The following is an 18,630-nucleotide window of genomic DNA, read 5'->3' as shown; positions in this document are numbered from 1 at the left end:
AAGTTCGAATCGGATAAAACACACGTAATAAATAATGGTTCTTGCTGCACTCTTATAATTAATACGTTACAACCACGTCTCCCTGTTATTTGAAATTATGTTACTTCATTAGAAAGCTTTTTTGCGACCACGGTGCGGGTTGACCACCAGCAGAGCAGCGATCCCAGACAGACCATGGCGGTGCCCTGCCAAAAAGAAACTGTCAGATGAGAGTGGAGCATAAACGCTGCCAGCACCGCCGAAATAATGGGGATAAAGTACGACGCCGCCGCCAATACCGTGACGTTGCCGTGAAGGATGCCGACGTTCCAGGCGGCATAGCCAAAGCCCATGGCGATGGCGGCGAACAGCAGGCTCAGCCCTGCATGCCAGGTGATGACAAACTCAGGCTGCGGCGACGAGAGGAATTTCACCCACAGGGTTAAGGCCGTTAAAATAAAGAACAGGGTAATGCCGTTGTTACCTTCAGCAATAATTTTCGTTACTACGCAATATATTGCCCAAATTATTGCGCCGCTAAAGGCCAGGCCATAGCTTAATGGGTTATCCATTATGTTATTTGCCATTTCGGTGAATGAAAAACCCCGATCGCCGCCCAATACAAAACCTATTCCGGCGACAGCTAAAATAACGCCTGGAATAATCAATGGGCTGGTTCTCTGGCGGTTAACAATAACCGACAGCAGAATAGTCATACTGGGCCAGAGATAGTTCACCATCCCCACCTCAATAGCCTGGCGGCCGCTGTGAGTAAATCCCAGAGACAGCGACAGGCATAGCTCGTAGCAGACAAACAGCACGCTGCCGAGGATCAGATAGCTGACAGGGAAGCGGCGGATTTTTGGAAAGCCGATGGTGCAGAGCAGCAGTGCCGCGCTACAGGTATAGATCAGCGCTGCGCCGCCGACCGGGCCAAAGCCTTCGCTCACGCTTTTAATCAATCCTACGATGGCGCTCCACAGCAGGATGGCAATGAATCCGATAAGTGTCGCTTTCTTCTGGGGCATGACCCTGAACCTCTGTTTACATTTATGTCACAGCTGCGTGCTCTGACGTGCCGCTGTGTTAAATTCCGGTTAAATACAGGATTAAAGCTATGCCTCCTGATTGACGGTGTAAATACGTTGAGACGGGCCAGAATTGCGGAATGTGATCGTTATCGGAAATTATATAGAAAATTACTACGCGGCGTATATGATTTTAAATAACTGATATTTATGATTTGATTTTTTAATTATGGTAAAAATATTCTATTAAAACGTATTTCCTTTGTATTCATCATGTATACAATTTTTTTCCAGCCATTGACCCCGGTCGCTCCTGAGTGCAAATTTTTAACAAACGCATCCTGCCCCTGCCAGTGCGCAGGCAGTCATGGTCACAAGTTTCTACCCTGGAGGTTATCGTGTTGACATTCGAAGGTATCTACACCCCGGCAATTACCCCTTACGCAGCCGACGGCAGCGTTGACTTTGCCCGCTTTGCTGAAGTGCTGGAGTCGCTGATTGAGGCACGCGTTCACGGCATTATCATCGGTGGCTCCACCGGTGAGTACTATGCCCAGAGTGCAGAGGAGCGGATGGCGCTGGTTGAGCACGCCCGTAAGGTGATTGGCAACCGTCTGCCGCTGATCGTGGGCACCGGCGCGACCCGCACCGAAGATGCTGTTCACTTTGCGAAGCATGCCCGGGAGACCAAAGCCGACGCGATCCTGGTGACCTCGCCGCCCTATGCGCTGCCTACCGAGCTGGAGAACGCTCACCACGCGCTGACCATCGATAAAGCCGCGCAGCTACCGATCATGCTCTACAACTATCCGGGCCGCATGGGCATCACCATGGGTGAGACCTACTTCAACGAAGTGAGTCAGTCCCCGAACGTGGTAGCAATCAAAGAGAGTTCGGGCGATTTTAACAACCTGCACCTGCTGGCCTGTAAGTTCCCGAATATCGCTATCTCCTGCGGCTGGGACGATCAGGCGCTGGAGTTCTTCGCCTGGGGGGCACGCAGCTGGGTTTGTGCCGGATCTAACTTCATTCCCCGCGAGCACGTGGCGCTGTATGAAGCCTGCGTGGTTGAGAAGAACTTCGACAAGGGTCGCAAAATCATGGCGGCAATGATGCCGCTGATGAACTTCCTCGACGGGGGTAAATTTGTGCAGTCTATCCGCTACGGCTGCGAGCTGAACGGCCTGCGCTCGGGTCAGGTCCGCGCGCCGTTGCTGGATCTGAATGAGGAAGAGAAGGCCCAGCTGCAAACCATCATCGCCGACGTTAAGCGCAACGTGGCGGCAGCGTAAGGAGGACCTATGCAACAGCTCTCTACGTTAAATGATGTCACCACCCTGGTACGGGATCTGCCCCTGCCGGATAAGGCCTTTATCAACGGTCGCTTTACGGCGGCCGCGTCGGGCAACACTCTGGCGACCACCAACCCGGCCACCGGCGAGCATCTCACGGATATTCCCGCCTGTGACGCCAGCGACGTTGACGTGGCGGTGAACGCTGCCCGCGCCGCCTTCGAGACCGGAAGCTGGAGCAAACTGGCTCCCGGCGAGCGTAAAGCCGTCCTGCTTAAGCTGGCCGACCTGATGGAGCAGGAGGTTAACTCTCTGGCGGTACTGGAGAGCCTCGACAGCGGCAAGCCGGTCAGTGAGTGTCTGGCGGTGGACGTGCCGGAGACCATCCATGTGCTGCGCTGGCACGCGGAAGCGATCGACAAGCTTTATGACCACACCGCGCCGGTAGGCCACAGTGCCATGGCGCTGGTGGTGCGCGAGCCGATCGGGGTGGTGGGCTGCGTGCTGCCGTGGAACTTCCCGCTGCTGATGCTGGCATGGAAGATCGGCCCGGCGCTGGCGGCAGGCTGTTCGGTGGTGGTAAAACCGGCCGAGCAGACCTCGCTGACCGCGCTGCGGGTCGCGGAGCTGGCGAGTCAAGCCGGCGTCCCGGCAGGGGTGCTGAATATCGTGACCGGAACCGGGAAGGCGGTCGGGGAGCCGATTGGCCTGCATCCGGATATCGATATGGTGAGCTTTACCGGCTCTACCGCCACCGGACGGCGCTTCCTGCACTATGCTGCGGAGTCCAACCTCAAGAAAGTGGTGCTGGAGTGCGGGGGTAAAAACCCGGCCCTCGTCTTTGACGATGCTGAGGATCTGCAAACCGTGGCCGGACACGTGCTGAACGGTGCCTTCTGGAACATGGGTGAGAACTGCTCAGCCACCTCGCGCCTGCTGGTGCAGGAGGGGGTGAAGGAGACGCTGCTGGCCATTATTGCGGAGCAGATCGGCGAGTGGCGGATGGGGAACCCCAGCGATCCGCAGAACAAGCTGGGGACAATGATCTCCCCCGAGCATTTCAGCAAGGTCAGCGGCTACCTCGATACCGCGCGCAAGGAGGGGCTGCGTATCGTACAGGGCGGCGACACCGAGCAGGGGATCTACGTCCAGCCTACCATTATCGATGGCGTCACCCCGCAGAGCGCACTGTTCCGGGAGGAGATCTTCGGGCCGGTGCTCTGCGTCACTACCTTCAAAACGGAAGCCGAGGCGCTGGCGCTGGCCAACGATACCCCCTACGGTCTGGCAGCATCGGTCTATACTGGCAAACTCAACCGGGCGATCCGGGTATCCCGCGCTATCCGGGCGGGAACCATCACCGTCAACTGCTTTGGCGAAGGCGATGCCACGACGCCATTTGGCGGCTATAAGCAGTCTGGCTTTGGCGGACGCGACAAGTCTGTCTTCGCCCTCGATCAGTACACGGAGTTGAAGACTATCTGGATCGATTTGCCCACGGAAGAGGCATAAAGATCCGGAGACGATCTCCTGAGAAAACATTGCCTTGTGTGAGGTGTGAATTTTTTAACTATTTTTGCGGTATACAGGCTTTTTCTGTAGGTTAATCACTATCACACTCACTATGCACAGGGCATTTCCAGGAGGCGACAATGAGAACGGGTAAAGTAGCGCTTTATGAGGATCTAAAGCGTCTTATTTTAACGATGGAGCTGGATCCGGATGAGCTGCTGGATGAGGCCAGCCTCACTGCCCAGTATGGCCTGTCCCGGACGCCGGTGAGAGAGGTTTTTCAGCGGCTGGCTGGCGAAGGCTATCTCGAAATCGTTGAGAAGCGCGGCGTGCGGGTGATCCCTATGAGCCACTCAACGCTGCGTAACTTCTTCCTGGTCGCGCCAATGATCTACGCCGCCACAGGACGACTGGCGGTGCAGAACTACAAGCCTGCTCAGCTAAAGGCCCTGAAGGAGACGCAAAAGCGTTTTCGTAAGGCGGTGCAGACCCACGACGCCGAAGCGCTGGCCCTGGAGAATAATCGCTTCCATGAGCTGATGGGGGAGATGGCGGGTAATCCCTATCTGCAACCCAGCCTGGGACGTCTGCTGATTGACCACTGCCGCATTGGCCATACCTTTTTCCGTCCGCAGAACGAAGATATGGAGCAACGTTTGCAGCTGGCAGCGGATCACCACGATGCCTTTATTACCGCTATTGAGGCGCGAGATGAACAGGCCGTTGTCGATCTGGTGTTTGAGCACTGGGAGCTGTCCCGGGTCAATATGGAGCTATTTATCGCTCCTCAGGGGCTAAAAGCTGACCATCTGATCCAGACGCCGGAAGGCAACCGCTAGATACCATTTTAAGCCTGCTGGCACTCGCCGGCAGGCCTTGCTACGCCTGCATTTCACCTCTCTTCAGCAACGTTTTCTTTTTTCATGCAGAGTGCATTTTTGCTACGCGCGTCATGTTTTTTATACATCTTGTATACATAAAATATACAAGAAGTATTCATAAATCTAATTTCTGTAACATGACCCTGCGCCGTCCGGCCTGGCCCTCTGGCGGGATGGATTAAAGAAAAACGTACCGGAGTAACGAACGTGCAAAAGATCACCTCTCTGCCTGCTGACGATGCCCTGCCGGGCTGGTATCACACCAGTAAAAAACGTATCCCGCGTCCTGCGCACCAGGGACACAAGCATGTCCGCTGGGCGATTGTCGGGGCCGGATTGACCGGGCTGGCCGCTGCTCGCCAGCTGGCGCTTAACTTTCCTGGCGACGAAGTGGTGCTGATCGAGGCCCAGGAGGTGGGCTTCGGCTCCTCCGGGCGCAATGCGGGGTTTGCCATTGATGTGCCCCATGATATTGGTGCAAAGGATTACATCGGTGACGTGAAAACCGCTAGCCTGATCCTCAAGCTCAACACGCTGGGTCAAAACTATTTGCGTGCCATCGTTCAGGAGCACGGCATCGAGTGCCAGATGACAGACTCTGGTAAGTATCAGGCGGCAGTGGGCGATCAGGGCATTGCTATTCTTGAGGCGTATCGCAGCGGGCTGGAGAAGATTGGTCGCGAAGCGCAGATGATTTCCGGGCGGGATCTGCCGGACCATATTGGCACCTCCTGGTATAAGCAGGCGCTCTATATTCCCGGAACCATCCTGCTGCAGCCCGCCGCGCTGGTAAAAGGGCTGGCGGATAGCCTGCCTTCCAACGTTACTCTCTATGAGAACACGCCCATCGCCTCCATTGACTACGGCGAGAAGGTGACCCTGGCCCATGACAAGGGGAGCATCACCGCCGATAAGCTGATCCTTGCCAATAACGCCTTCGCCACGCATTTTGGCTTCCTGCGTGGCCGCCTGCTGCCAACCTTCCTCTACGGCAGCCTGACCCGCCCGTTGAGCAGCGAAGAGCAGGCCCGGCTGGGCGGCAAGCCGGTATGGGGCGTTATCCCGGCGCATCCGTTTGGCAGCACGGTACGCCGCACCGTGGATAATCGCATTCTGATCCGCAACAGCTTCAGCTTCCAGCCGGATGGCCGCCCGCGTGAACGACTCCTGAAGGGCTACATCGACACGCACCGCAAATCCTTTGAGCGCCGTTTCCCAATGCTCTCTGAGGTTGATTTTGACTACTCCTGGAGCGGGGCGATCTGCCTGTCGGATAACCATGAAGGCTTCTTCGGCCAGCTGGCACCGAACGTGTACGGCGCGCTCTGCTGCAACGGGCTGGGCATCACCCGCGGCACCGCCACCGGCAAGCTGCTGGCGGATATGATCGCCGGAGAGCGTAACGAGCTAATCGATTTCCTGGTGGCGTCGCCGGGACCGAACAGGACTCCGCCGGAGCCGTTCCTCTCCATTGGCGTCAACTCGGTGCTGAAGTGGGGCCAGTTCCGCGCCGGGCTGGAGGTTTAAGCCTACGTAAAGTTTGGTGATTAATTAAGCACAGCGCTTGCTGGGTAAAAAAACGGCGGTAGAATAGGCAACTTCCCGCCGTTTTTTATTTCCCCTACAGGTGCCATGATCGCTCTCAAAACAGTTCTATTGAGTCTGCTGTGTATTATTTTGCTCTCTCTCGTTGCCAGTCTCGCCCAGGCGGTAAGCCAGCGCGACGCAAAAGCCAACGAGGGGTGGTGGTCCGCCCGGCGAGACTCCGCTGGCATCGCGCCCGATCCGGCCAAATTTGCCCAGCTGGCGATCGTTCAGGTCTATGCTGCGCCAACCTACGGCTGGAAAGGCGCGGTGGCCGTGCATCCGTGGATCATCTTCAAACGCGCCGGAGAGGATCACTACACCCGCTACGAGGTGATCAGCTGGGGCAGCGGCGACAAGGTGCGCCGCGACCGTAATCTTGCGGATGGCTACTGGTATGGGGCCAGACCGCGCCTGCTGGTAGATCGTCGTGGGCCAGAAGCCGAAGCGATGATCCCGCAAATTGAGGCGGCGATTGCCTCCTATCCGTGGCCGACCACCTATCACGCGTGGCCGGGTCCCAACAGCAACACCTTTATTGCCCATATTGGGCGGGAAGTGCCTGACCTGAGGCTGGATCTGCCTGCTAACGCGGTAGGAAAAGACTATCGTCCGATCTATCGGCCCATCGGCTTGCCGCCTTCCGGGCGCGGGCTACAGGTTTCGGTGCTGGGTGTGGCGGGAGTGACCCTGGGGGCAGAGGAGGGGTTTGAGCTTAACGTGCTTGGATTGAACGTCGGTCTCGACTTTACGCCCCTGCGCCTGCGCCTGCCGTTTATCGGCGGCGTCGGATCGGACAATTTGCAGGAGCAGTAAAAACCCACGCGAACGTGGGTCTTGGGTTCTTATTCGCTTGCCACCTGCGCCTGCAGGTGCTTCGTGCGCTTCTGCTTGCGCAGCTTATCAATCAAACGGTGCGCCTCGGCGCGGGTAGCCACCGCCGGGGAGGAGCCGCTCAGCGGCTTCTGGGCCGTCTCGCGCAGGGTCAGTACCGTAATCAGACCGATAATCCCGGCCCCCATCATATAGTAGGCCGGCATCATAACGTTGTGCGTGGTATCCACCAGCCAGGCGGTCACCAGCGGCGTGGTGCCACCGAACAGCGAGACCGACAGGTTAAAGCCAATGGCCAGCGCGCTGTAGCGGATATCAGTCACGAACAGAGCCGGGAGCGTAGCGGGCATAGTGCCGCTGAAGCAGGTGTGCAGCACGCCAAGAATAACCAGGCCGCCAAACACCGCCAGCATATTGCCGGAGCCGATCAGCATAAAGCTCGGAATAGCCAGCAGGATCAGCCCCGCAGCGCCGAGTCCGATCACCGGACGACGGCCGATGCGATCGGTCCAGTAACCCCAGGCGAGGGTCAGCGGCATCATGACAAACATGATCACCATCACCAGCAGCAGGCCGGTCAGCTCGCTCATGCCCAGCACGCTGGTCAGATAACTTGGCATGTAAGAGGTCAGCATATAGTTCGAGACGTTGAACACCAGCACCAGGCCGATGCACTTCAGGATCTGCTTGCGATGTTTGTTCAGCATCTGGAGCAGGCTGAGCTGCGGCTTGCTGTGCTCCAGCGCCTCCTGCTTATCCATGTGATCTTTAAATGCCGGGGTCTCTTCCAGCTTCAGCCGAATATAGAGGCCAAACAGCCCCAGCGGCGCGGCCAGGAAGAAGGGAATGCGCCAGCCCCAGGCGTGCATCGCCTCGGTGGGCAGAACCGCGATCATGATCGTCACCAGGCTAGCACCCAGCAGATAGCCGCCGAGGGTACCGAACTCCAGGAAGCTGCCCATAAACCCGCGGCGTTTGTCGGTTGAGTACTCCGCGATAAAGGTCGCGGCGCCGCCATATTCGCCCCCGGTAGAGAAACCCTGCACCAGACGCGCCACCAGCAGCAGGATCGGCGCGGCGATACCAATGCTGTCATAGTCGGGGATCAGGCCGATACAGAAGGTGCCTACCGACATCATGATCATTGTCAGGGCGAGGATCTTCTGGCGTCCGAAGCGATCCCCCAGCGGGCCGAATACCATCCCACCGATAGGACGCACAAGGAAAGCGGCGGCAAAGGTGCCGAAGGAGGCGATCAGCTGCGCGGTGCTGCTGGCACCGGGGAAGAAGACCTGGCCGATGATCACTGCCAGGTAGCTGTAGACTCCAAAGTCGAACCACTCCATGGTGTTACCCAGCGCGGCTGCGCCGACGGCCTTTTTAAGCAGGCCGCTATCGATAACGGTAATGTCATCTACGGTCAATTCATTGCTTGTTGAAGCGTGATTCTGTTGCTGGTTTAACGTCGTTCCGTTGCTCATAAACTCCCCATGAGTATGGATGGCGCAACCTTATAGCTTTCGCAGCCGTAAAACCCAAATCAAAGGAAATGAAAGCTATAAGATGCAGATGATGATTAATTCGCCACGTTTAGCGGCGGGGGTACACCATAAATAAAATAGGCGGCGGGTGCAACTTTTTGGCGGTAATTACTAGTTTTTCCGCAAATATTGGCGATATCAGCTTAATCTCAATGGCAGGATAGCAATAAATAACCCATCTAAAATACAGGGATTAATATTTCGCCTGCTAACGATCTATTTAATTGATGTCATTAGCACTATGATGACTCAACCATTTTTTAAATTTGTTCGTAGTGATGAATATTTCAATAAACCCGCAGCGGCAGGCCGATCTCCTTCTCATTATGGTCACCCTGATCGCCGCCTGCGGCTGGATCTTTTCCCGCGAAGGCATCTCCGGGATGCCGGTTTTTGCCTTTCTGGGGCTACGCTTTGGCTGTGCCGCGCTGGTCCTGCTGCCGTTCTGCCGGGGCCAGCGCATCCCGAAAGAGCAGATAATAAAGGTGCTTATCAGCGGAGCCTGGATGACGCTGACCATGTGCCTGTGGATCTACTCCGTTTCTACCACTCCCTCGTTGGGGGAGGGCGCCTTTATTATGAGCCTGTCGATGCTGTTCGTACCGCTGGTGGCCTGGGGAATGATGAAGGTCCGGCCCGCGCGGGCCTACTGGGAGTGCCTGCCGCTGGCCTTTGTCGGATTAGGGCTATTGAGCCTACAGTTTCCGGTGTCGTTTCATGCCAGCCAGGGGTGGTTTTTGCTGACCGCCGTGGTGCAGTCGATCTCATTTTGCTACACCAGCCGCTGCGCCAGAGAGGTACCGCTGCTGCCGCTGACGGCGGTGCAGCTGGGCATGACCGGGGTTGTAGGGCTGGTGCTGTCCGGCGTGACGGAGACGTGGACCCAGCCGTTTACTGCTACTACGGCGATGTGGCTGCTCGCCAGCATCCTGATCGCCACCAGCCTGCGTTTCGGCCTTCAGCTACAGGGGCAGAAGCATGCCGCGGTCGCCAATGCAGCGATTATTATGGTGCTGGAGCCGCTGCTGACGGTAATTGCGGCGGCAATCTGGTATGGGGAGAAGCTGCCGATGCAAAAGATTATCGGCGGAATATTGATCCTGCTGGCCCAGCTGTGGTTCAGATGGCGAATGGTTAAGCAGCTTAAGCCGGCGGCAACAGAATAAAAAGGGCGGGAAAACCCGCCCGTAAATGAATAACGCTATTGTGTATAGGAGATATTCCCTTGCAGAGAAGAGGGAATATTATCTCTATCACCTGAAGCATCTACGCCCCACACCACTACGCTATTATCAGCCTTAAGGGCAAGGAAGTTATTCATATTCGCGTAGAGTGCCACCACGCCGGTTAACAGGGGGGCAACGTCAGCGGGAATAGCTGCCCCGCTTAACGTCGAACCCCAGGTAACGACGCTACCTGTTGCTGTCAGGGCCGCAAAAGCGCCCCAGCTTCCGGTAATGCTTACCAGATCGGTACGGGAGGCAATATCGTCAGGGACAAACTGGCCATAATCCTTATTGCCCCACGCAACTACACCACCGGACGCGGTAAGCGCAGCGAAAGCGTAGGCACTGCCAGCCACGCCAATAAGGTCGGTTCGCGAGGCGATCTCAACCGGGACGTTACCGCCGTTACCGGATGTCCCCCAGGCGACGACCCCACCGCTGGCAGTCAATGCCGTAAAGGCGTTCCGATTTCCGGTCAGGCTGAGCAGGTCGCTGCGTGAGGCAATCTCAGCCGGGACCTTGCCGCCAATACCGCTATCTCCCCATGCAACAACGCCGCCGGAAGCGGTCAGAGCAGCAAACGCCGACGTGGTGCTGGCGAGGCTGACCAGATCGGTGTGTGCGGCAATGTTGCCTGGGACTTCACCACCTCGAGCGCTGTCACCCCAGGCAACCACGCCGCCAGACGTAGTCAATGCGGCAAAGGTAATATCGCCGCTGGCCAAACGGATCAGATCGGTTCGCGAGGCGATTTCGATCGGTACGCTACCACCATATTCTGCTTCTCCCCAGGCGACCACGCTACCCGAGGCGGTCAGGGCGGCAAAACTGTTCCAGTTCCCGGCCAGGTCCACCAGATCGGTACGCGAAGCAATGTCTGCCGGAATACTACCACCCGTTCCGCTGCTGCCCCACGCAACCGCACCACCTGTTTTGGTCAGAGCGGAAAAAGCAGCCCGGGTTCCGGCTAAAGCGATCAGGTCAGAGCGTGAGGCAATGTCAGCCGGAACGCTGCCGCCGTGGCTACTGTAGCCCCAGGCCTGAGGGTTGCCGCTGTCCGTCAGTGCGGCAAAGGCGTTGTTGTTGACCTGGGTATCCCATGTCCCGGCGACGTTGGCGGGACGGAGGATTGCAGCCCGTCGGCCTTTGCCGCTGCGCAGGATCAGCGAACGGTTAGGTGCAGTGTCGGCAAAGCAGGTGGCGCGCACAGAGGTGATTTCACCTTCATATTGCCAAAGCGCTTCTGTGGGTTTCAGCGTATCGGCATTCAGCGCCGTCAGGATGCCCGGACAGCAGCTATAGGTGACGCCTCGCGGCCCACGCGGTATGACAGTCGGAGCCAGAAGATTACCGCCGAGTACTGCGCGATACTCACCGGCATTGCCCGTAGGCTGAGGCGGGTAGAGTACCCAGTCGTCAGGGACTTCCGTCCCGAAAGCCAGCTCAGGGCGCTGCTCTTCCTCATTCCAGCTGGCGACAAGGGTTGTGGACACCTGCCACGTCACCAGGCCGGTCACGGTATCCATCTCGCCCACCAGCATCGGCAGGACAATAGGGGATTGCGCTTTGTTCAGCACGGCGAGCACGCCGGATACGCTAAACAGGCCGTTGGCGACGCTGGCAAGAGGTTGCATCAGCAGCCCGGAGGGAGCAGCCTGAAGGGCCACTGCCACCGCGGCTTTGCTGGCATCGTTGGGCAGCAGGGCGATGCGTATCGCCACTTCATCCGCACCGAGAGCCGTGCCCTCAACGGTCGCAGCATGAATGATAACGGGATAGATCGCGGAAAGATCGGCTACGTCGGCAGTGTCATAGCTGTCGGCATAGGTGCGGAAGTCAAACGTGTCCGGGTCAGCTACGACGGTATGGCTGAAGAGGGAACTGCCGTTAAGCCGTGCTGACTGCCAGTTCCACTGCCATAGCGGAGAGCGCAGCAGGATACTGTCATCGTTAGCCAACTGCGTGCTCTCTCCCAGATAATTTGCTTCGCTGTAGAGGGTCACTTCGTCAACGGCGACGTCAGAGAGGGTAACGAGCCAGGTCCCATCGGCCTGCACAATCGGTGCGCTGAATGACCAGTAAGCAGGGAGTCCGCTACCGGGAGTAATAATCGGAACGCCCTCGCTGAGCGAGACAGATAGCTCACCGGAGAGAGAGAAGGTGGCGGAGCCGTCGGCGTTTAGCACACCGGACTGCACGGTGATGCTCTGCGCTGCTCCGGAGGCGGGAAGAATGGCCAGCAGGCCGGTATTACCACGGGTTACGGCAGTATAGAAGGCGGAAGGATAGGCTTGCGTCAGGGCAACCACGGCATCATCCGTTGCGGAGGTGCTAAGGCTAACGGAAATCTGAACGTCGGTGCGATCGAGTGCGAGCAGCTGGGCAGGAAGGTTGCCGGTAAAGATGGCGTCAAAATCCGGTGTGTCGCTGGTCATCCGGAGGAGCTGATAGCCGGTGTAGTCGTAGGCGGCATCAACGGGATTAAAAGACGAGTAGAGAAGCGCAGGCATATCTGCAAGCCTGACGGAGCGCCAGAGCCAGCCGGAGCCGGAGTTAGCCTGAAGCGACTCGTGCGGCGAGAACGTCTCGCTGCTGCCGGTATAGTTTGCGCCGGTATAAAGGGTGCCGGTATTGACGGCCTGACCGGCAGAGAGCGGGACGAGCCAGGAGCCGTCGGCTTGTAGGGCGGGTGTATCAAAATTCCAGCCCTCGGGAAGTCCGGAAACCGAGGCGATCGTCAGCGTGTTATCAACATATGCAAGCATCAGCGAGGCCGCGCCAGCCCACTGCACGGTGCTGTCAACGTCGGAGAGGGTGCCAGTCATGAGCGAAACGAGGGTTGATGCACCGTTTACAGGCTGAATGAATCCAAGTGCGCCGTCGTGCCGGGACGAAGCAAAGGTCGTCACCGGGCTGGATGATGCCGGAACGAGCGCGGTGGCGGCGAGACAGTTCTCTGCCGGGAAATCGCCGGAGAGCTGCACAAAAACAGGGACGGCAAGGGAGGCGTTGATGCCGAGAAACTGCAGCGGATACTGGGGAGAGGGGAAAGCATTTTCGATATAGGGAAGGCTGGCTTTGAGGTACTGCTCGTCGTGCCCGGCATAGGACATGGCCGGGTTGCCGGTATCGACGGCGGACCAGATAAAGGGGTACATGCCATCGGTGCCGGGTACGGAGACGGATTGTTCGGCCCAGGATGCCGCGGAGGAGGCGACGATGCCGGTTTGCCCGTGGGCGACAGCGAGAGAGGTGCCTGCGTAGTTTGGTAAAGAGTAGAAGACCAGCGAGCTGGCGTTAGGTAAAGATACGTTCATGTTGATTTCCTTATTAAAATATAAGATGCGGTACAGCTATAAAAACTGTAATCCGCAAGGAAATCGGGTCAGGTGCAAATATGGACAACTACGCGGTTAAATAAAAAAATCCACGCCGGGGCGTGGATTTTTCTTTAAAGCAGGACGCGTTAGACGTTAAACAGGAAGTTCATCACATCGCCATCTTTCACGATGTAGTCTTTCCCTTCTGCACGCATCTTACCGGCTTCTTTCGCACCCTGTTCGCCTTTATAGGTAATAAAGTCTTCAAAGGCGATAGTCTGGGCGCGGATAAAGCCCTTCTCGAAATCGGTGTGGATCTTACCCGCAGCCTGCGGCGCAGTTGCGCCCACCGGGATAGTCCAGGCGCGAACCTCTTTCACACCGGCGGTGAAGTAGGTTTGCAGGTTCAGCAGCTCGTAACCGGCGCGAATAACGCGGTTCAGGCCTGGCTCTTCCAGACCCAGCTCGGCCATAAACTCGTCACGGTCGGCATCGTCCAGTTCGGCAATGTCGGACTCAACGGCGGCGCAGACGGCGACCACCACAGAGCCTTCCGCAGCAGCGATTTCACGCACTTTGTCCAGGTATGGGTTGTTCTCGAAACCATCTTCGTTGACGTTGGCGATGTACATGGTCGGCTTCAGGGTCAGGAAGCTCAGGTACTTAATGGCTGCCTTATCTTCATCCGTCAGGTTTTTCAGCGCCCGCAGCATGCCTGCGTTTTCCAGCTGCGGCAGGCATTTCTCCAGCGCGGCCTGTTCTGCTTTCGCGTCTTTATCGCCGCCTTTGGCTTTTTTCTGCACGCGCTGCAGGGCGCGCTCGCAGGTATCCAGGTCGGAAAGCGCCAGCTCGGTGTTGATCACGTCGATATCGTCAGCCGGATCCACTTTGTTGTTTACGTGGATGATGTTGTCGTTCTCAAAGCAGCGCACCACGTGGCCGATCGCTTCGGTTTCACGGATGTTGGTCAGGAACTGGTTGCCCAGGCCTTCGCCTTTAGACGCGCCTTTAACCAGACCGGCGATGTCAACGAACTCCATCGTGGTCGGCAGAATGCGCTGCGGCTTAACGATCTCCGCCAGCTGATCGAGGCGCGGATCCGGCATCGGCACCACACCGGTGTTTGGTTCAATAGTACAGAACGGGAAGTTGGCAGCTTCGATGCCCGCCTTGGTCAGCGCGTTGAACAGGGTAGATTTACCGACGTTCGGCAAGCCGACGATACCGCATTTGAATCCCATGGTTTACATCACCTTTATATCTTGATAATCAACCTGTTAGATAAAACAGATTGCAGAAAAGTTAATAACTTAGCCTATTATACACGTTACGGACCTGCTGCGCGGCAAAAATGGCATCGCTGGGGGCTACTGGGCCTTAAAAGCGTGCAGGCGATTGGTGGCTTTCACCAGATCCTCTTTCAGCCACAGCTCGGTGCAGCGCACCGCTTCGTCAACGGCGTCATCAATCAGCTTCTGCTCGGAAGCAGGCGGTTTGCCCAGCACGAAGCCAACAACCTTATTTTTGTCCCCCGGATGACCAATTCCTACCCGTAAGCGGTGAAAGTTGGGGTTATTACCTAACTTGCTGATGATGTCTTTGAGACCGTTATGGCCGCCGTGACCGCCGCCCAGCTTAAATTTTGCTACGCCCGGGGGCAGATCCAGCTCGTCGTGGGCCACCAGGACCTCATCAGGGTTGATGCGGTAGAAGGTTGCCATTGCCGCCACGGCTTTACCGCTGAGGTTCATAAAAGTTGTCGGTACGAGCAGACGGACATCTGCCCCCGCAAGGTTAATGCGTGAGGTAAAGCCAAAGAATTTAGGCTCTTCCCGCAGCGGAGCGCGGTAGCGATCGGCCAGCAGGTCAACATACCATGCGCCGGCATTATGGCGGGTAGCGGCATACTCAGCACCCGGGTTGGCAAGGCCGACAATCAGTTTAATCGTCACGTCTCTTTTCCTGAAAAGTTCACTCTTTGGCGCGTAGTTTACGTGGTAGCGCGGGCGTTGACAAAATTCTGCGGACGAAAGATAAAATTAGAAATAATTGCCTGTGAAAACTATTAGAAGTTGATTGAGTTCAGTGGCTTATATGTAAAGATCTGTGAGTAAGATGTTTGTAATTGTGATCCCGCCCGCACCCCGTTAATGACACCCTGCCTATACTTTACCCATAAGGATTGGGGATATTTCCCGTTCAGCCCACAACGCCGGAGGTGTCATATGAAACGCAAAAACGCATCGAGACTCGGTAATGCGCTTATGGGTTTAGGGTTAGTGGTGATGGTGGTTGGCGTCGGTTACTCTATTTTAAATCAGCTCCCGCAGCTCAATCTGCCGCAGTACTTCGCCCACGGGGCCATACTCAGCATCTTCCTTGGCGCTATTCTCTGGCTGGCAGGGGCGCGCGTCGGTGGACATGAACAGGTGTGCGATAAGTACTGGTGGGTACGCCACTACGACAAACGCTGCCGCCGGGATCAACATAAGCATAGCTGATGGTTAATTGGATACGCCCGGCGGCGCTACGCTTGCACGGGCCTACACGCATCTTCATAAAACGACTCATGAGAGTCGTTTTTTTTACGCTTTTTTTTGCTAGTCCCTTGTCCCTCACGTAACGTAAGGCCCCAGAGTGGCGCTACTGGTCAGGACAAGGAGCAGCAATGTTAATTCAGGTAGGCGAGCTGGCGAAACGCGCTGGCATCACCGTTCGCACGCTACACCACTACGAGCAAACCGGACTGCTGCTGCCCTCCGCCAGAAGCGAGGCAGGCTACCGGCTCTATAATCTTGCCGATGTACAGCGTCTGCATATGATCCAGGCGCTGGCAAAAGCGGGGCTGGAGCTTGCCGAAATCAAGGACTTTCTGGAGCAGGATACGCTCTCGCTTCCCGATCTGCTCGATGCGCAGATTGCGCTGCTGGACAGGCAGTTGCGTACTGTTCATACCCTGCGCGACCAGCTTTGCGCGCTACGAACGGGACTGGAAGAGGAGAGCGAGCCGGATCTGGAGTCCTGGCTACAGACTCTGGAGTTAATGAATATGTACGATCGCTGGTTTACTAAAGAAGAGCTACAGCAGCTGCCGTTTGCCGCCGAAGGCGAACGGCTGGCTTCTATCTGGGCGGCGCTGGTCGCGGAAGCGCAGACGCTGATAGCGCAAAGCGTTGCTGAGAGCGATAGCAAAGCGATGGATCTGGCGATCCGCTGGATGGATCGCCTGGAGCAGGATACGGCGGGCAAACCGGAGTTTCTGACCCGTCTTAATGAGATGCACAGCGTGGAGCCGCAGATGCGCGAGCGGACGGGGATTACGCCGCAGATTATCGACTACATTACCCACGCCTTTGCTGAGAGCAAGCTGGCTATCTGGCAGCGTTACCTTACTCCACAGGAGATAGCCTTTACCCGGGCGCACTATTTTGACCGGCTGATGGAGTGGCCTCAGCTGGTGGCGAAGCTGCACCAGGCCACGCGGGAGGAGTGCGATCCTGCCTCTGAACGTGGCCAGCAGCTGGCGCAGAACTGGCTCGAACTTTTCCAGTCCTACGCGGGAGAGGATCCAACTACCCAGCAGAAATTCCGCGTTGCTATGCAGCAGGAGCCGCTGTTAATGAAGGGGACCTGGATGACCCCCGAGGTACTGGCCTGGCTACAGCAGGCGATTGGGGTAATGATGCAGCGCCGGTACGCTGCACCCTAATCATTACAGATCCGCCAGCGCCGCGTCACGGTTGGGGTAGAACGCCAGCCGCCCGGCAATCGGCTTAACCCCTGCGCGCGCCATCGTGCGCAAGGGTTGAAACTCCAGGTTGCTAACCCGCAGCTCACAGCCTTCCGGCAGCCGTTTTACAAAGCGCTGGAAGGCATCCAGCCCCCCGGCATCCAGCACCGGTACCGCGTCGCACTTCAGCACGACGATACGTTTGCCTGCGATGCGCGTCTCCAGATCGTTAAACAGCCCTTCGGCAGCGGCGAAGAAGAGCGGCCCGATGACCCGCAGCACGGTGACGTCATCGGGCACCTCGGCGTTAACTGGCGCGAGGCGCGTCATACGGGCGATGCGGCGCATAAACAGCAGCGACGCCAGCACGATGCCAACGCTGATAGCGATAACCATATCAAACAGGACCGTCAGCGACATGCACATTAGCATCACCAGAATGTCATCCTGCGGCGCACGCCGCAGCAGGTTAACCACCTTGTGCGCCTCGCTCATGTTCCATGCCACCATCAGCAGCAGCGCGGCCATCGCTGACAGCGGCAGCCATGAGAGCAGAGGAGCCAGCGCCAGCAGGGCGAGGATCACCAGCAGGGCATGAATAATGGCCGCCACGGGCGAGGTTGCGCCCGCCCGCACGTTAGCCGCCGAGCGGGCAATCGCTGCGGTAGCGGTAATGCCGCCGAAGAAAGGAGCAATCAGGTTGCCCAGCCCCTGACCGATCAGCTCGTTATTGGCTTTATGCCGGGTGCCGGTCATGCCGTCGAGCACTACCGCGCAGAGCAGGGATTCAATCGCCCCGAGCATTGCCATTGAAAAAGCGGCGGGCAGTAGCGCCTGAACGGAGGCCCAGCTCAGGGTAAAAGAGGAGCCGGGCATCTGCCACGGCAGCACCAGCTGGGGCAGAAGCTGCGGGATACCGTTGCCCTGGGTGCCGTCAGCCAGCAGATAGTGAAAGCGTGAGCCGATAGTCGCTACCTCAAAACCGGCCAGCTTAGCCAGCCCCATTACCGCGCAGCCCGCCAGCAGGGCGGGAAGATGGCCCGGCAGGCGGATCCCGAGGCGCGGCCAGAGTATCAGCACCGCGAGCGTGATTACGCCGATGGCAGCATCCCCCAGATTAAGAGAGGGCAGCGCCATCACCAGCGCGCCAACTTTCTGTAGGTAGTGCTCCGGCACCTGAGCCATCTCCAGACCGAGAAAGTCTTTTATCTGCATGGTGCCAATGGTGATCCCTATCCCGGCGGTAAAGCCCAGCGTGACGGGAAGCGGAATGTATTCGATCAGGCGACCAAAGCGGGCGAGGCCAAACAGAATTAAAAACAGCCCGGAGATCAGCGTGGCCACTAACAGGCCTGCCAGACCAAACTGCTGTGAGACCGGGTAGAGGATCACCACAAACGCTGCCGTGGGGCCGGAGACGCTAAAACGCGAGCCGCCGCAGAGGGCGATGACAATCCCGGCCACTGCCGAAGTATAGAGACCGTACTGGGGTGCTACGCCGCTGCCGATAGCCAGCGCCATCGCTAAGGGAATAGCAATAATGCCGACGGTGACGCCTGCCACCAGATCGCGGGTGAAGCGCGGGAGGGTATATCTCTCCTTCCAGCACGCTTCAATTAGCGCGCGAAAGGGTAAAATCTCAGAAAGGTTCATAATCTTCACAAGCTAGTCATCCATGCACGCATTATCCATTATATGAATAT

At 57.4% G+C, this 18,630-nt stretch carries 14 protein-coding genes; 8 read left to right on the top strand and 6 right to left on the bottom strand.

The genetic code is table 11. The annotated features are described in order from the left end of the window. Nucleotides 1–95: 95 nt before the first annotated feature. Nucleotides 96–1,007, bottom strand: a complete 912-nt coding sequence (gene yddG, locus RTN40_RS02015; protein ID WP_312226974.1) for an aromatic amino acid DMT transporter YddG — start codon at nt 1,005–1,007, stop codon at nt 96–98. Nucleotides 1,008–1,405: 398 nt separating this feature from the next. Between yddG and RTN40_RS02010 the strand changes: the two genes are divergently transcribed. The 5 genes from RTN40_RS02010 to RTN40_RS01990 all read left to right on the top strand — a co-directional run bounded on the left by RTN40_RS02010 (nt 1,406) and on the right by RTN40_RS01990 (nt 7,092). Next, nucleotides 1,406–2,299: a dihydrodipicolinate synthase family protein gene (locus RTN40_RS02010; RefSeq protein ID WP_312226973.1), complete on the top strand. Its 894-nt coding sequence runs from the start codon at nt 1,406–1,408 to the stop codon at nt 2,297–2,299. Between the two features lie 9 nt (nt 2,300–2,308). Continuing rightward, nucleotides 2,309–3,811: an aldehyde dehydrogenase gene (locus RTN40_RS02005; RefSeq protein WP_312226972.1), complete on the top strand. Its 1,503-nt coding sequence runs from the start codon at nt 2,309–2,311 to the stop codon at nt 3,809–3,811. 140 nt (nt 3,812–3,951) lie between these two features. Then, nucleotides 3,952–4,650 (top strand): GntR family transcriptional regulator, encoded by a 699-nt coding sequence (locus RTN40_RS02000; protein WP_312226971.1) that lies wholly within the window; start codon nt 3,952–3,954, stop codon nt 4,648–4,650. 249 nt (nt 4,651–4,899) lie between these two features. Then, entirely contained in the window at nt 4,900–6,219 is a 1,320-nt protein-coding gene (locus RTN40_RS01995) for an FAD-binding oxidoreductase (protein ID WP_312226970.1), read from the top strand. A 105-nt stretch (nt 6,220–6,324) separates the two neighbouring features. After that, nucleotides 6,325–7,092, top strand: a complete 768-nt coding sequence (locus tag RTN40_RS01990) for a DUF3750 domain-containing protein (protein WP_312226969.1) — start codon at nt 6,325–6,327, stop codon at nt 7,090–7,092. Nucleotides 7,093–7,121: 29 nt separating this feature from the next. Here the strand turns inward: RTN40_RS01990 and proP are convergent, their stop codons facing one another. Then, complete coding sequence (gene proP / locus RTN40_RS01985) at nt 7,122–8,591, bottom strand: glycine betaine/L-proline transporter ProP (RefSeq protein ID WP_312226968.1); 1,470 nt, start codon at nt 8,589–8,591, stop codon at nt 7,122–7,124. A 338-nt stretch (nt 8,592–8,929) separates the two neighbouring features. On the opposite strand from proP, the gene RTN40_RS01980 reads away from it, so the two are divergent. Continuing rightward, the gene (locus RTN40_RS01980) at nt 8,930–9,817 is read left to right on the top strand and encodes a DMT family transporter (RefSeq protein WP_409418495.1); all 888 of its coding nucleotides are present in this window, start codon (nt 8,930–8,932) and stop codon (nt 9,815–9,817) included. A gap of 35 nt (nt 9,818–9,852) precedes the next feature. Here the strand turns inward: RTN40_RS01980 and RTN40_RS01975 are convergent, their stop codons facing one another. The 3 genes from RTN40_RS01975 to pth form a co-directional block, all read right to left on the bottom strand. After that, entirely contained in the window at nt 9,853–13,194 is a 3,342-nt protein-coding gene (locus RTN40_RS01975; RefSeq protein ID WP_312226967.1) for a hypothetical protein, read from the bottom strand. Nucleotides 13,195–13,343: 149 nt separating this feature from the next. Next, complete coding sequence (gene ychF / locus RTN40_RS01970; protein ID WP_312209435.1) at nt 13,344–14,438, bottom strand: redox-regulated ATPase YchF; 1,095 nt, start codon at nt 14,436–14,438, stop codon at nt 13,344–13,346. Nucleotides 14,439–14,564: 126 nt separating this feature from the next. Next, nucleotides 14,565–15,149 carry an aminoacyl-tRNA hydrolase gene (pth, locus tag RTN40_RS01965; RefSeq protein ID WP_312226966.1) on the bottom strand — a complete coding sequence of 195 codons (585 nt, stop codon included), beginning with the start codon at nt 15,147–15,149 and terminating at the stop codon, nt 14,565–14,567. 273 nt (nt 15,150–15,422) lie between these two features. Between pth and ychH the strand changes: the two genes are divergently transcribed. Continuing rightward, on the top strand, nt 15,423–15,698 hold the full coding sequence (ychH, locus tag RTN40_RS01960; protein WP_042391214.1) for a stress-induced protein YchH: 276 nt from the start codon (nt 15,423–15,425) through the stop codon (nt 15,696–15,698). Between the two features lie 167 nt (nt 15,699–15,865). Continuing rightward, nucleotides 15,866–16,906 carry a MerR family transcriptional regulator gene (locus RTN40_RS01955; RefSeq protein ID WP_312226965.1) on the top strand — a complete coding sequence of 347 codons (1,041 nt, stop codon included), beginning with the start codon at nt 15,866–15,868 and terminating at the stop codon, nt 16,904–16,906. A 3-nt stretch (nt 16,907–16,909) separates the two neighbouring features. On the opposite strand, the gene dauA is transcribed toward RTN40_RS01955, so the two are convergent. Continuing rightward, nucleotides 16,910–18,580: a C4-dicarboxylic acid transporter DauA gene (dauA, locus tag RTN40_RS01950; RefSeq protein ID WP_312227202.1), complete on the bottom strand. Its 1,671-nt coding sequence runs from the start codon at nt 18,578–18,580 to the stop codon at nt 16,910–16,912. Nucleotides 18,581–18,630: the final 50 nt, after the last annotated feature.

This window comes from Pseudescherichia sp., from assembly GCF_031987975.1.
Classification (GTDB): Bacteria; Pseudomonadota; Gammaproteobacteria; order Enterobacterales; family Enterobacteriaceae; genus Pseudescherichia.
The sequence above is the reverse complement of the archived record's forward strand: the minus strand, read 5'-3'. Positions and strand labels throughout refer to the sequence as shown.